This is a genomic window from Candidatus Sysuiplasma jiujiangense (genome assembly GCA_019721075.1).
GTDB classification, from domain to species: Archaea; Thermoplasmatota; Thermoplasmata; order Sysuiplasmatales; family Sysuiplasmataceae; genus Sysuiplasma; species Sysuiplasma jiujiangense.
The window spans coordinates 42,244-56,712 of sequence record JAHEAD010000004.1; the positions used below are offsets into that span (position 1 = coordinate 42,244).

Below are 14,469 nucleotides of genomic sequence, written 5' to 3' on the forward strand. Positions count from 1 at the left end.
GATGACTGACCTTGAACTGCACCGCGTCCTCCAGGAACGGCTGAACGATGCGAAATCTGCACTTCTGAACTGTAATGGTGAGATAGTAAGGGTGGTAAGCCATTATGATTCCGATGGAATAAGTTCTGCATCAGTTCTCACATTGATGCTGTCCAGGATGGGGCTGCCATTCCATGCGACGATGTCCAGGAGCCTGGACAGGCATGTCATCGAAAAACTCAGGAAAGAGCAGAGAAATATCTTCATCTTCTCAGACATGGGCAGCGGCCAGCTTGATATGCTGCGGGAACTCAACTCAACAATTATTGTCCTGGATCACCATAAAGCGGTCGGTGACGTTAATGATGGCGATAAAGTCATTCATGTCAATCCTTCCTTGTTCGGCTCAAACGGAACAACCGAAATCAGCGGCTCAACAACCTGTTTTCTCCTTGCCCAGCATGTGGACAGCAGAAACTGGGATGCATCTCCGCAGGCCCTCGCAGGCGCATACGGCGACATGCAGCACCTGGGCGGATTCAAAGGATTGAACGAAGCAATTCTGCAGAACGCCATTCAGAGGAACGTGCTGTATGGTAGGAAGATGCTGTCCCTCCAGGGATCAAATCTCATAGAATCGCTTAAACTTTCCCCGGAACCGTATTTTACCGGTCTGACAGGCAGGGAGGAAAATATAATCAAGTATTTTGGCATGTTTGGCATAGATACCACAAAGCCATATGCCTCTTATGATGCAGACGACGTCAGGAAAGTATCCAGCGTTCTAATGGCTGTCCTTGCCTCAAACGGCGTTGATTTTGAAAATGTTTCACAGATTATCGCAACCCACTACTTTCTGCCGGGAAGGGAAATCAGCATATCGGAACTCTCCAGCCTCGCAAACTCCTGCGGAAGGACGGAAAACTATTCCACCGGCCTTGCATTAGAGCTCGGCGACAGATCCGCGCTCGACGAAGCGAGGAAGCTCAGAAATGAATATAATTCAAGAATAGTCGAGAGAATGATTCCGCTTGAAGGAGGGATAGAGCAGTTGAACAGTATTCAGTATTTCGGTTCGGACGACGCCTCTCTGTCCGGGGCGCTCTGCGGCCTGTATATGTCATTTGTTGGAAAAAAGGACAAGCCGACAATTGTATACTCGAAGTCCGGGAGCGAATTAAAAATCAGCGCACGGGGAACCAGAAAACTTGTTTCGGAAGGCCTCGATTTGGCAGCCAGTCTGTCAAAATCGGCAGCAGAGTGCGGCGGTCAGGGTGGAGGGCATGTAATTGCCTCCGGCGCATCTGTTCCTGTCGGCAAGATGGATATTTTCCTCAAAATGGTGGATGAAATTACATCAGAGCAGCTCAAGCGAAATGTCAGCGCCACGTAACACTGACCTGATCTGTCCTGTATCTCTGGTTTATCAACGTTTTCTCAAGCGGCATTCTCTGTCCTGAAGAATATGCAAGTATTCCGTTCCATGCAATCATCACACCGTTGTCAACCAGATATCTGTAGGGGGGCTCATAGACAGCTGCACCACGCTCCCCTGCCATCGTTTTCACCATTTCCACAAGTCTCCTGTTCCTAGCAACACCTCCCGCAAGCAGTATTTCGTTTTTTTCCGCCTGTGCGACAGCCCTCTCTGTTACTTCTGTAAGCATTGCGAATACCGTTTCCTGAACTGAGAAACATAGATCCTCTATTCTGCAGCCGTTGTGAAGATGCTGTCTTGCGGCAGTGAGAATCCCGGAGAAAGAAACATCCATCCCCTTTACAGAATAGGGCAGATCAAGGAGGTCACTGCCTTTAGACGCCAGTTCCTCAATCTTAGGCCCGGCATAGAAACCCAGCCCGGCTATGATGCCGAGTTTGTCCAGCAGATTTCCAACGCCGATGTCCATTGTTTCACCGAATACCCTGTACCGTCCTCCGGCATAGGCAATAACCTGTGTGTTTCCACCCGAACAGTAAAGCATCAGCGGATCCTTCGCATCACAGTTCATCCTGCCAATCTCGAGGTGTGCGACGCAGTGATTTACACCAATTATCGGCCTGTCAAGCGACAGTGAAACTGCCCTGGCGGCAGTCGCGACTGTTCTAAGACAGGGCCCAAGACCAGGGCCCTGTGAAAAGGCCACAACATCTATCATTTCAGGCAAAATACCTGCGTTTTCAATGCTCTTCTCGATCAGAGGGACAACGAACTCTGCATGATGGTTGGCAGCCTCCCGAGGGTGTATCCCGCCCTTCGGCGGTCTGTACATGTCACTCGCCTCTGCAAGGATTTTGCGATCTGATGTCACGATCCCGACACCCACGGTGTGTGCCGTACCTTCAATACCAAGACATATCACGATTCATCATAGGAGTGTTGCTCTTATAAATATTGCAATTTCGAATACATCCTGGCGGCTTTTGCCAAACTTTATTATTCTGTTGGACGTAATTAATGCAAAGATAAAATATGATAAACGAGACAGATTGCGGCGGAAGCATGACATGCATCGAAGGCACTGGCTCTGAAAAAGGCAAACTGAACGGAGCATCCGATTATCTTGCATCATATGTCGCTTCGTTGAATACTCCAGAATTGGGAAAGGAGGAGCACATTGCAACAGAGGGGCTGGTCAGAATGATGGAATCAAAGATGGACTTCGGCGAGATATTCAAAATTGTGAAGAAGACCGTGTATTCGAAACTCCGGAAGGAAAGGCCGGGCGTCGGTCTGATTCTTGCCAGCCTGCCGAACGAACTCGGTGCATTCTGGGAGATTGGCGGAAATTATATTGTTCTCAATTCGACGCTTGTGGACGCAATGCGTGCTGTCAGCAAATATGAAACGGAATTCAATTCATTTATATTCACAATTCTCGCACACGAATATATACACTCCCTGGGTTACGTCGATGAGCTTGAGGCTAGGAGGCTGACCGCAAGTATAACCGTCAGTTCATTCGGCGAGGGACATCCTGCCAGCGTCATGGCTTCCGGCGACATATGGGAAATATACCCGTTCCTCAAATTTGTCCGTTCCGGAAATGCGAAAACATTCAGATTTGTCAGGAATTTCGACAGCGATCAGACAAGGGATTATATCCGGTAGATTGAAGTAAATATCACCGGTCGAGACATTGCGGTGCCGCTTATTGTTTATGCTGTGCGTCAGATTTTCCTGTGCCGGAAGAAAAGAAAGGATGACATATTTTATGGATCGTGAAAAAACCGGAACAGGAATTTTGCCGGATCAGACGGCGGTGCCGTCGATCCTTTTTCCAACCCTCGCTCAACCCAGCCACAGATGATACTTCATTGGTGGGGTAGAATCCGAGCCAGCTAACGCAGATGTCTGGTTCAGATAATTATGTGCATGCTCAGGTGTTTATTTCACCAGCAAGAGGAACGCGCGGTTGCATTTCGAAGGACACAGGTCCTTTGCTGGGCTTTCATCCGGCAACGATGACATTGCCTTAAGCAGGATTCTGATGTTCTTCCGGGTATCAGGAGGGCGGCTGCTGCTTCTTCAGCAGATAATATCCGGCAGCCTTCTCCCTTGCAATTCTTTTGATAATTCCCTTCTGTGCAAGGCTCTGCAGCGAATTTGCCACAAGTCCTTTGGGCTTTCCGCACTTCTTCGTAATGTCGTCGGCTGTCCTGATGGCGGTGTCGTTCGTAGCTCCAAGCTCTTCCATTACCTTGACTATGATTTCCTCAACCGGTGATAATTCGACCATGTGTGGATCTCCATAAGTATGGATTGACCAAGGGTAATATTTAACTTGTTTTTCCGCACAACGGCGAAACGGTTCCACTACAGCAGCCGGGCATCTGCGAACTGAATTAGCGATTCCGTGATGCAGCAGATACTGTTGTAAACTGACCGATGATAAACTTCTTAAGCTGTACGGAACCTGAAGGTCCTGATATTATGTCTACAGCACTCGTTGAGACAAACATGGGAAACATAAAGATTGAGCTATTTGACAGTGTAATGCCTTTAACTGCCGGAAATTTCAGGAAACTCGTGGAGAAGAACTTTTACAACGGTGTTATTTTTCACAGAGTGATACCAGGTTTCATGATTCAGGGAGGCGATCCTACTGGAACCGGAATGGGCGGTCCGGGTTATTCGATCAAGGATGAATTTGCACCGGGCAACAGGAATAACAGAGGAACAATTTCCATGGCAAATGCCGGTCCGAATACCGGCGGGAGCCAGTTCTTCATAAATGTGGCAGACAATAACTTCCTCGATTCGAAACATCCGGTTTTCGGAAGAGTCCTTGAAGGAATGGATACCGTAGACAGGATAAGCAATGTCCTGCGCAACAGGAGTGACAAACCACTGAAGGATGTTGTAATTCAGCGTGTTTCAATCCTTTGAATCCTTTTTTAGCCCAATGCGAGTCAGTCTCGAAGTCAACAGGACGGAAAGCATAAGTTTTTCACTGTTTCGCATGACGTCCCTTTGGGAAGTCACAGTGCTGACTGCTGTATACATCGAAAGGCGTCTGATTCCCTCGTGATGCGGATTGGCGGCAGTACTTTGATGCATCGCATGGTCCAGACCGGGGAAGGTCCAGTCGATGTGAATGCACTCAAACGCACATTGAAATATTCAATGCGGTTCAATCTTCAGAGAACGGAAGCCATCCAATATGCCGTCATCAGACGCCAGTTTCAGAAAGGCGGCATAATTCAGGCTCCTGTCTCTCAGCGCCTTCTTCCGGATATCATCTGCACGGGAAGTCATCTTCCGCTTCTTCAGAAAAAACAGCGCGATGTCTATATCTCTTATTGAGCCGAGTACCTGCTGCCATTCTGCGAGAGTTTTGAGAGTGGGAGCTATCTTCTTGTTTTCCGGGAAAAGTTCCAGTGTATATCGCAGTTCCCTTATGTTCTTTCTAAGCCTGTGCAGAGCGTTGGCATCATCCTTTTTGGCGGCAACCATTCTGAGGCTTTCATCGCAAACCGCTGCATGCTTCTTTAGGACCTTTTCGAATCGGCAGCTCAATATTTTGCTGTTAATCTTATCGGATGAAATGTCTGGAATGCGGGTCTGATTGAGTGAATTTCCATACTCAAGAACGCCGGGTAAGTGCATCCTCCTCTGTTTTTCAATAAAACGTGATAACTCCGCACTGGTGCCCCTGTCCGCATATGCCGTGATACGCTCATTGATGATGTCCAGATCTCTTATACAGGCGCTTTTCCTGAAGAGCAGTTTGCATGCTGAAATGTACTCCACCAGCTTGCGTTCATTCCGCATGGATTTCGGAAGAAGTTCAGAGGCAACTCTCAATTTTCTTATTGCAATCCTCAGATCGTGCATTTCCTCAGCTCCCGGTAGGATGATGAAACTCTCAAGCCTATCCTGAAGGGATTGTAGATATCGGAAATAGCGCTGCAGGAAAGCAGGCGCTGAAACCTCATATCTGCGTATGGAGATAGTCATTTATCCTCCTCTGCAGATCGGCACTGACTTCAGATATCGGTCTCTCTCCATTGATTTCGTTGATGCCGTATTTCCGCTCTATGCGCCTGAATTCTCTGGCGATCCTTTTCTGGTATCGGATGAAGGAGGTATAGAGATTGTCGGCATGCTCTATGTCTCCCCCTGATTCGTAGTAGTCAAGGTAGCCGTATTTCTGGAATATCCGGTGGAAGAGTTCCCCAGCTTTCACATCAAGATAAAAAGTAAGATCAGGCTTGATTGCAAAGCCGAACAGCCTGTGCGACCAAACCCTGCTTATTCCGCGGACTGCATTCCTCGCCATCAGGGTGTAAATATACCTGTCAGCCAGCACAACGTAACCAGCCTTCATGGCAGGTATGATATTGTGTTCCAGTCTGTCTGCAAAATCTGCAGCGTAAAATAGAGCGAGCGTCTTGTCTCCAAGGGAAAGATTGCGCTTCGCTTCAAGTATTCCTGGACCAATGAGTTCCGATCTTTTCAGCCCCGTCGTGACAACGGCATGGCCCTCTGCCTCGAGCTTGCCCATGATCATTTCGATATTGGTACTTCTGCCGGAACCATCAGGTCCCTCAATAACTATGAGGCGCCCCTTCACTTTTAGATTCTTGATGTAAGATATGCCTTCATCGTAAAATACGACTGGCCGGGGTCTTATTTTACTGCGTGTTTCTATCTCCATCTGCCGACCTCCCGGTTGTTGTAATGGCTCCGTCAGGAATGAACGGCATTACGCTCTTTCTTACGAGAGCCTGCTGGACCTCTATATCTGTTGTACCGTCGATTATCACAAATCCGTCTTTGCGCTTCATCAGGTCATACTGCTCCAGTATCCTGCCCTGGAAGATCCTGTAACTCTCATAGGGATCGTTGCTCAGGTTCAAATCCATGCCGGCTTCGTAATACTTGAGCTTCGATCTTCCATCGAGTATCCTGTTTATTGCAACTTCCACAGGGACTCGGAAGTACAAAGTGATATCCGGCTGCACAGCAAAACTGTAAACTTTTCGCACCCACGATTCGGCGCATCCCCTGACGACATCTCTCGCATATGCAGTGTATATGTATCTGTCTGCCAGGACGAAATAACCTGCCCTGATGAGCGGAAAAATGTTTCGCTCGTACCTGTCAGCAAAGTCGGTCGCGTGAAGCAGACTGAATGTGGTGGGTGTGAGGAGGTCCTTCTTTTTGCCCTTGGATATTATTCCCCTGACCATTTCAGAGGAATTCCATTCTGTCAGGAATGTCCGGAGACCTAGACTTATCAGCCATTTGTCCAGAAGATGAAGTTGAGTGGACTTTCCCGATCCATCGATTCCTTCGACAACTATCAGTTTTCCATTCCGCCTTGATTGCGGATGCAGTGGCTGAACGCTCATTGCCGCTCTCTTTCCTCCTTCGGCATTCCGTATATGTTCCGTCCGGAAAGACCAGGTGCTAAACCGATCACCGCTATCCTTAGGGGCAGAACCAGATTGTTCCGAACATTTCTGGCAGTTTTTTCAAACAATTTTTCAGGAAACCTTACCCCCGGGTATACACGGATGTTGATGGCACGTCTATCTGCCGTGATATTGACCGCAGAACAGCCCTTCTCAAGGAGATCAATGAATTTCTGACATGAAGCGATCTTTGATATCGATCCCCTCTCCTCCCCGCTGAGCAGTTTTCCATACCTGAAAAGCAGTCTGTCTGAAGCGCGGGCATTCCTGCATCTGACTGCAGAAAGAGCTAGAACCAGCTGATGTCCCGGACTGAGCGTACAGTCCTCACCCATCAGTTTGTAAAAGAGAAACTCGGGCGACGATGCCGGTTCTCCGTCAATCCCGTCCCGCACCAGATGTGTAAGAATGAGGCTTTCGGAGGAGTTGATCGCACCATAGTCTTCAAATGCCCGTATCATCTGATCAGACTTCCTGGGAGTGGGTGCCTCCTGTGCTGATTTCAGATGGCTCTCTATCGAAGCAACAAGATCCGCATCCTTATCGTGGTAAAGATGACCGTTTATGAATGAAGTCAGAATGCCGTCTCTGAGACCATGGGTGCTGACCACCAGTTCCTTCAGGCCCAGCTTCTTCATGAGGAGACCCACAACTGCAGATCCTGCCGTTACGGTCGAAGCCCTGCCGTCACCAAATGACTGAACGTTCTGCAGTTTTTTAACCGGTGTTCTGGAAAATCTAAGTTTTGCTTTTTCGATGGAAGAGGATCTGACAGTGAAGTTGTGTATCTTGTCGAATGGATAACCCGATTTCTCCTGATCATATCTTGCAAGCGCTCTTACAGTGCCTCCGACGCCGACAAGCGCGGCATCCCCGCTGAGGCCGAGTTCATCCCTATCCGGCAGTGACTCCGTTATGTGTTTTTCCATTCTGCTGTAGTTCTTTTCAGTGAAATTGCCATCTCTGCCTGCGTACAGTTCCGTCAACCGGAGAGATCCGAGAGGTAGCGATAACAGACGTCTGATTCTGAAATTTTTCAGATAAACAATTTCAAGGCTTCCTCCGCCGAGGTCGAAAAACAATGAAGTTTTTCTTCCCGTTGACAGCATGGCGCCGAAAAGTGAATAAAGCGCTTCTTCTCCTGAGGACAGGACTCTTATTCTGAAGCCGGTCTTTTGGAATATCAGCCTGAGGAATTTATCACGATTCTCCGCTTCTCTGAACGGACTTGTGCCCACAGTTATGGTGTGCCTTATCGATTCGGCTCTGATGATCTCTCTGCAAATTTCCAGAGCATCAACTGTGCGTTTGACAGCTGCCGGAGCAAATGTCTTCCTTTTCACAAGGCCTTCGCCAAGTCTCGTCTTGACTCCGAATTCGCCGCATACGCGGATTAAATTTCCCCTTCTGACCTCGTAATTCACCATTTTGATGGAATTGAATCCTATGTCGATTACAGACACCTTCAGCGCATGATCGGATTCCCGGCCCGGCACGATTATCTTCGGCATTTAGTCCATTCTCTTGATCTGCCCGGGCGTGAGAAGCCATCTGAGTCTGCCCTCAATCTTTGGAGTGAACGAAGCGACTGATATTTTCGCAAGTCCTGTTTTCTTAAGGGAAATTCTGCAACTGCACGTGTTGCATATGATATCTCCTATCATGGAACTGAGGTAAGGTTCATGACCCACTATGAGTATTCTGGAAGAACGGTTCAGCTTTGACAGCCTGGCATAAAGCACAGCGCGGCTGCCTTCAGGTCTGAGTTCCTCCCAGTCTTCCACAGATGCACTGCGCATTCTACTGCCTATCAGAGCAGCCGTTTCGTGTGCCCGCTTCAGCGGGCTCGCAGCGATAATATCAAACCTGTATTTGCGCCTTCGGATGCAGGAATATATCTCTTCGATCTCCTTCCTGCCTGGAACGGTCAGCGGCCTCTCCGAATCTTTCTTAGATACCGAAAGTCTTTTTCCGGCCTCTCCATGTCTCATGATGAACATTTCCATGCAATCAGTCCCCTTTCTCTTTTTCAGCGCAACGCCTGCGTGAATTGTTTTACGTTGCCGCGAATGCAGCGTATTCTCCCATCTTCATTCTTATCTCCCTCACCGGTCAGGCAATGGCGGCGGCACATGTCTCCTCCTGAAATACCACTTCCATGGACATCTGCATCATTCTCAGCACAGCAGTTTCCTGTAACTTTCCATCGATGCCGTACCATTTCATCTTGCCCCTGATATGCAGTCACTGACCGCTGCAACGGGAATGATGCTGCAGGAGTCCCGTCCCTGGCCGCTGCCCAAGCATTCATTCCCGGGCTTTATCGTGCTGGAAATCATACACTCTATTTCCCGCTGTATCTCAGAACAGGCCTCGTATGTAGATAATCTGTTCATAGAAAATATAGAATACATAGGAGCTTACTTCTGTCGCCAATGCGGAATTTTCAGCTCGCCGATGCACCACCTTGCGGCAGATACTGTGTCGTCGCCACGGCGTAAATGCGGAATTGAGCGCTCTTTTCTCATTTGTTTTTCCTTCTTCTCTTGAGAAACACGCCAATAACACTCAGAACTGAGATGATGGCAAAAAATGTGCCGAGCGTCACGTAATATGAAGCCGCATAAACGCCGTAGTTTGCTGGCACGAAAACGGATGTATTCTGCATGGAAAGATTGCTTTCGCCCGAGCCGTTCAGCGTGTAGGGCAGATATCCGACAGGTATCTGTAGCGGCATAGGGAAATATGAAGAAAGGTTGACGGGCTCCCGCGACGAACCGTAACCGAATGATATCGAGGAAGGTACCAGATTGCCGAAGAAGCCTGCCATGTTGATCGGCTGCCTGCGGATGAATCCTCCGGGATAGGTTCTGTTGAAGTTGAACATGTCGAGAGGAAGATTGGAGTACGATACGAACCTGTTTAACGCCGGCAGTCTCCAGTTGTAGTCTATGAAGGCTAGGATCGAAGCATGATTCATTACGGTGTCCGATACGTAGTCTTCCTTTGCATAAGGCGATATCAGGAACATCGGCACCCTGAAACCAAGCTGCACTCCGCAGGTTGCCGGAGGCGCAACCTGATCGTAATAACCGCCCCCTTCGTCATAATTAATGAAGATGGCGGTGGAATTCCACTCTGCGCTGTGCATCACTATGTCCACGATATAAAGCAGCCACATCTCCCCTATGAGCACATTGTCTGACGGGTGCTGGCTGTATCCTGATGCTCCGCCTCCGACGGGCATTACAAATGAAACCGGAGGGAGCGAGCCGCTGTTTACGTCTGAAACGAAACCACTCCACGGAGCTATGTTGGCGGAATAGCGTGTAATTCCCTGAAAATAATTGAGGGGGTAAGGAATTCCATTTGGCGTCTGAACATAATATTTCCAGAGAATGTCATGACTGGCAAGCTCGTAGAATATTGACTGCGCAACCGGTATCTCAGGTGGTGGATTCTGGTCGGAAGTAATCGGCGTGTATCCTGCGAGACTCATCAGCCTGTTGGGATCTGTTTCAGAGAGATAACTGGCAAAGTACCTGTCGGCTAGTGAAAACTCCTCTGCTAGATCAAATTCAGGCGCGATCTGTGCGGAGGTGAAATAATACATGGACTGGGGACCCGAACCGTTGGCGAAACCGTTCATGCGTCCGTGATTCCAGTCTGTGTGGTAGGGTCCGTAGCCTTCTATAGGATCGGGGGTGCTGAACCGTCCCACCGGAACGCTTTTCAATAAACCAGAGGGACGGGAGCTTACGAGATTTGCAGGTATGGTGATGTTTGCTGCCGGAAAGGTCCCTCCCGGACGGATTTCCTCCGGGTAGACGCCGAACATATTGTCGAAACTGTGGTTTTCCATCATCACTTCAATAACATGTTTTATTGGCGTCCGCGTGTCCTGACCGCCACTGCCGGCAGCAATGGCTGGTAGAATTACCGCGTTCAATGGAGTGAGCAGCAGGATCGTGGTGAGAACTAAGGTCAGTGCCCGGATCCTGCGCGTGCATGACGCCATAACATTTCCTTCTCGCTCCGAATCAGCTGAGATATGGTAATGCCCTTCCGAAACCGCTCGCAATGGCTATCCCGGCGGTGACGACGATAAGAAGCATCACTGCAAACGAATAGTAATCAGCTCTGGAAAAGGATACCGGTTTCATATAGGTCATTCTGTCATACGCCCTGAAGGCCCTGGTATCGGCGGAAATTGCCGTGTCTCTCGCCCCTCTCAATATGAAAACAAGCACCGGCACGATGCTAGCAATCGCCGCTACAAGATAGTAGATCGGCCTGAACACCCTGAAGGATCCGGAACCAAGTCCACGCATGAACTGAATTTTTATGGCAGCCTCCATGGCTTCGAATATTCTCGGTATCGTTTTCATGGCTACGACTATTGAAAAAGTGAATGCTATCGGAACGCCGAGCCTGTTGAGCGATCTCAGTATTTCTGAGGGAGTGCTCGTCATCACAAGCAGAAGGCTGGCGAGCGAAATCGCAGTGAAACGCATCGAAATCTGCAGTCCATATATGATGCTCTGCAGTGTGAGGGCGGGTACGTAGCCCATGTATGAAAAATACGACGGCCAGATCCACAGCGTGGTGAAGTGATGTGTGTGCAATGCGATGGCAAGCACAACAGGAGGTGTGAACGGAGCATATCCCCATGCCACGCCCACAACGGTCGTGATTGTAAGGTAGACAGCAAGCAGAAACTTTCTCTTCCCGTCGCGGAGAGTGAGATATGAAAGCGCAATAGCCGCCGTGATGATGGCGCCAACCCACCAGATGGCTGCTGCCGACACAATCATCACAATGATACTCATGGCTATCTTCGTGACCGGGTTCAGGCGGTAGTAAAAACTGTCATGCTTCTCGAATCTGGTAATCTCCTTGAAACCGGAAAGGCCAATCGCCCTGAGAACGACGAGCAACGGAAGCCCGACGCCGAACGATATCAGAAGCCAGCTTATGACGTTCACAAATATAATTCCAGCCAGTCCCATTAACCGCACCTGACCAGAAAATCGCTAGGCGGAATTATTCCGTATTTTTCGCTCTCCCTGAAGCATTCCTCCGGTGTCCCCTCTATGACCTTCTTTCCGCCATCCATGATCATCATCATGTTTGCGTGTCTGTAAACGAATCTTGCGTCGTGAGTGACAACTACAAATGAAACCCCCTGACTCCTGAGGGATGAGAGCTCCTTGCCGAGCATTTCCCTGTGATAGAAGTCCTGCCCGGATGTGGGTTCATCCATCATTACTATCCTCGCCCCCGAAGAGAGCGCAGATGCCATGGCCACCCTTCTTCTCTGGCCAAAGCTCAATGTCAGCGGATCTCTGTCCTTCACTTCCCAGAGTGAGAACATCTTCAGAAAGTATTCTGTCCTTTCCCTCAGCTGTTTCCTGTCAGTCCTGCCACGTTTCCTCATGGAATATGATATTTCGTCCTCAACTGTGCTGTTTATCAGGACGATGTCAAAGGCCTGCGGGATATATGCTATATGCCTGCCGACCTCCTGGACGGACGAGAAACTCAGATCATTGTCACCGACCCGCAGAGAAATCTCGGCCTTCAGTCTCATGTCAAGCATTCCGCAGAGCGAATTCAGCAATGTGGACTTTCCGGCCCCGTTGCGACCCATTATCGCAAGCATTTCTCCTTCAAAGAGCGAGAAACCGGTGTCCACTAGCGGGCATGGCCTGTCAGAATGAACGATGGAATGCGCATTCAACACCATCTTTCCAGTCACAGACCTGTCGGGTGATCTGAAGTTCAGACCGCTTTCGGCAGCTATCTTTCTCACACTCTGAACATCTGTAGCATCGATTCCAAGCTTCCTTGCGACGAGGTAATGCTCCGGAATTTCAATGCCTGCAGAAATGAGATCTTCCAGATGATCGGGAAGATCCTTCTTTTCTATGTCGAGCGTTATCCTGCCCCCGTCAACCAGGATTATTCTGTCAACAAACGTAAGAACTCTTTCTACCTTGTGCTCGACAACCAGTATCGTCTTCTTACGGGCCAGCGATTTGAGCAATTCGAAGATCTTTTCCGTGCCTTCCGGATCTATATTGGAGGTTGGTTCGTCAAGTATCAGTATTTCCGGTTTCATCGCCAGCACGGATGCGAATGCCAGTCTCTGCATCTCTCCTCCTGACAGAGTATATGTTTCCCTGTCAAGCATCGTATTCATTCCTGTGATGTCTATCGCCTCCTTTACACGCGAGGCGATTTCCTCCGGCTGAAGACAGAGATTCTCAGGTCCGAATGCCACCTCCTCCTCTACGGTGTAATTCAGCACCTGTGTAGTCGGATCCTGCAACAGGGTACCGACATGGGAAGAGATTTTGAAGAGCGGTGTATCGCCGACTGTCAGTCCGCTTGTCATGACGGTCCCGGAAAGGTTTCCGTGGAAGATGTGCGGTATGACACCGTTGATACAGTTGACAAGCGTCGACTTGCCAGAACCCGATCTGCCGGTTATCAGTATCACTTCTCCCTCGCCGGCCTCGAATCTGTCCGCTTCCAGGGAACTTTCCGGAGCCCCTGTGTAGGAGAAAGAGAGATCCCGCACGAGTATGCGGCCACTTCCCGGAGACGATGGCTCTTCCCGAACGCCGCTTTCCCCACCAGTACCTAATCTGTGAACCACCTGCAATTTCTTACCTGCCCTTTCAGACACCCCTGTTCATTTCAGTGTCCTATTGCCTTCACTATCCTGACAGACGCCAGCGCCGCGAGCACACCGATTACAATGTCTCCAGGAATGAACGCATAGAGATCGAAGAACACCTTCGCCCAGTCCACGACTCCGCCGTAAAGGAATGGAGAGAAGAATGCCCTGTAGAGCAGGGCGTCCGGAAATGCCAGGAGTGCAGCCAGTGTTCCTCCCTCGACGATCGCCTTGAATGTGGTAGAATGTACGAACTCGTTAATGGCTGAGAGATAATTACCGCCGCTCAGTCCGCTTTTGCTTTCGGGGGACACCTGTTTGCCTGCGACAACAGTATCGCTCTCTTCCCCGGAACCGCCAGTCACTCCCGCCTTCCGGCCCGTGAATGAGTTTATCCTGTTCCCCAGAACACCGAAAAGGTTGCCTCCAGTCATTGCTATGAACAGATCTATGAGCAGACCGTAGGTCAGTACTTCATAGATCGTGTATATCGGCTCACCGCCGAAGCCGTAGCTTATTATGTCGCTGAGGAAGTTGAATATGAAGAGTGTCGACATTCCTACGCCGACCTTTCTTACAAGAGCTGCAACTATGAACAGTATGAATATCCTGCCCCAGAATCCGACACTGATGAAAGGTGTACTGGGCAATGCTCTGCTTATGAATCCTGCAAGATAGAATTCCCAAACGACCGCAAATGCAGAACCTATGCCTATGTAGACAAGATCAAGCGTCGTAAACTTCTTCAATCCGCCGTATTTCTTTCCGAGTATGAATGCAGCCCCGATCGCAACCACGAAGTATAGCAGAACCAGCTCCCATGGTATCTCTCCAGGTGCATTCACTATCCCACTAATTCCGTTGAACCCCAAACTTTTCACCCTGACAAC

14 protein-coding genes are annotated in these 14,469 nt (G+C 49.3%); 3 read left to right on the top strand and 11 right to left on the bottom strand.

The annotated features are described in order from the left end of the window. Position 1: 1 nt before the first annotated feature. Positions 2-1,372, top strand: a complete 1,371-nt coding sequence (locus KIS29_03725; GenBank protein ID MBX8639430.1) for a DHH family phosphoesterase — start codon at positions 2-4, stop codon at positions 1,370-1,372. Here the strand turns inward: KIS29_03725 and KIS29_03730 are convergent. Next, the gene (locus KIS29_03730) at positions 1,359-2,339 is read right to left on the bottom strand and encodes a bifunctional N(6)-L-threonylcarbamoyladenine synthase/serine/threonine protein kinase (protein ID MBX8639431.1); all 981 of its coding nucleotides are present in this window, start codon (positions 2,337-2,339) and stop codon (positions 1,359-1,361) included. The two genes, KIS29_03725 and KIS29_03730, sit on opposite strands and share 14 nt — an antisense overlap. A 140-nt stretch (positions 2,340-2,479) precedes the next feature. Between KIS29_03730 and KIS29_03735 the strand changes: the two genes are divergently transcribed. Beyond that, positions 2,480-3,088: a hypothetical protein gene (locus KIS29_03735; GenBank protein MBX8639432.1), complete on the top strand. Its 609-nt coding sequence runs from the start codon at positions 2,480-2,482 to the stop codon at positions 3,086-3,088. 394 nt (positions 3,089-3,482) lie between these two features. Here KIS29_03735 and KIS29_03740 read toward each other — a convergent pair whose 3' ends face one another. Then, positions 3,483-3,716, bottom strand: coding sequence for a transcriptional regulator (locus KIS29_03740; GenBank protein MBX8639433.1), 234 nt, complete (start codon positions 3,714-3,716; stop codon positions 3,483-3,485). 194 nt (positions 3,717-3,910) lie between these two features. Here KIS29_03740 and KIS29_03745 point away from each other — a divergent pair, with 194 nt between their 5' ends. Next, entirely contained in the window at positions 3,911-4,366 is a 456-nt protein-coding gene (locus tag KIS29_03745) for a peptidylprolyl isomerase (GenBank protein ID MBX8639434.1), read from the top strand. Between the two features lie 234 nt (positions 4,367-4,600). Here the strand turns inward: KIS29_03745 and KIS29_03750 are convergent, their stop codons facing one another. The 9 genes from KIS29_03750 to KIS29_03790 all read right to left on the bottom strand — a co-directional run bounded on the left by KIS29_03750 (position 4,601) and on the right by KIS29_03790 (position 14,451). After that, on the bottom strand, positions 4,601-5,437 hold the full coding sequence (locus tag KIS29_03750; GenBank protein MBX8639435.1) for a CHAD domain-containing protein: 837 nt from the start codon (positions 5,435-5,437) through the stop codon (positions 4,601-4,603). After that, the gene (locus KIS29_03755; GenBank protein MBX8639436.1) at positions 5,412-6,137 is read right to left on the bottom strand and encodes a thymidylate kinase; all 726 of its coding nucleotides are present in this window, start codon (positions 6,135-6,137) and stop codon (positions 5,412-5,414) included. The genes KIS29_03750 and KIS29_03755 overlap by 26 nt, the downstream gene beginning before the upstream one ends. Next, positions 6,115-6,834 carry a dTMP kinase gene (gene tmk, locus KIS29_03760; protein MBX8639437.1) on the bottom strand — a complete coding sequence of 240 codons (720 nt, stop codon included), beginning with the start codon at positions 6,832-6,834 and terminating at the stop codon, positions 6,115-6,117. The genes KIS29_03755 and tmk overlap by 23 nt, the downstream gene beginning before the upstream one ends. Further along, a complete protein-coding gene (locus KIS29_03765) occupies positions 6,831-8,408 on the bottom strand; it encodes a hypothetical protein (protein ID MBX8639438.1) in 1,578 nt (525 codons plus the stop codon). Before KIS29_03765 ends, tmk begins: the two co-directional genes overlap by 4 nt. Then, on the bottom strand, positions 8,409-8,903 hold the full coding sequence (sixA, locus tag KIS29_03770; protein ID MBX8639439.1) for a phosphohistidine phosphatase SixA: 495 nt from the start codon (positions 8,901-8,903) through the stop codon (positions 8,409-8,411). 518 nt (positions 8,904-9,421) lie between these two features. After that, entirely contained in the window at positions 9,422-10,915 is a 1,494-nt protein-coding gene (locus KIS29_03775) for an alkaline phosphatase family protein (protein ID MBX8639440.1), read from the bottom strand. 22 nt (positions 10,916-10,937) lie between these two features. Then, entirely contained in the window at positions 10,938-11,906 is a 969-nt protein-coding gene (locus tag KIS29_03780) for an energy-coupling factor transporter transmembrane protein EcfT (GenBank protein ID MBX8639441.1), read from the bottom strand. Next, entirely contained in the window at positions 11,906-13,486 is a 1,581-nt protein-coding gene (locus KIS29_03785; protein ID MBX8639442.1) for an ATP-binding cassette domain-containing protein, read from the bottom strand. The genes KIS29_03780 and KIS29_03785 overlap by 1 nt, the downstream gene beginning before the upstream one ends. A gap of 113 nt (positions 13,487-13,599) precedes the next feature. Beyond that, on the bottom strand, positions 13,600-14,451 hold the full coding sequence (locus KIS29_03790) for a hypothetical protein (GenBank protein MBX8639443.1): 852 nt from the start codon (positions 14,449-14,451) through the stop codon (positions 13,600-13,602). Between the last annotated feature and the right edge of the window lie 18 nt (positions 14,452-14,469).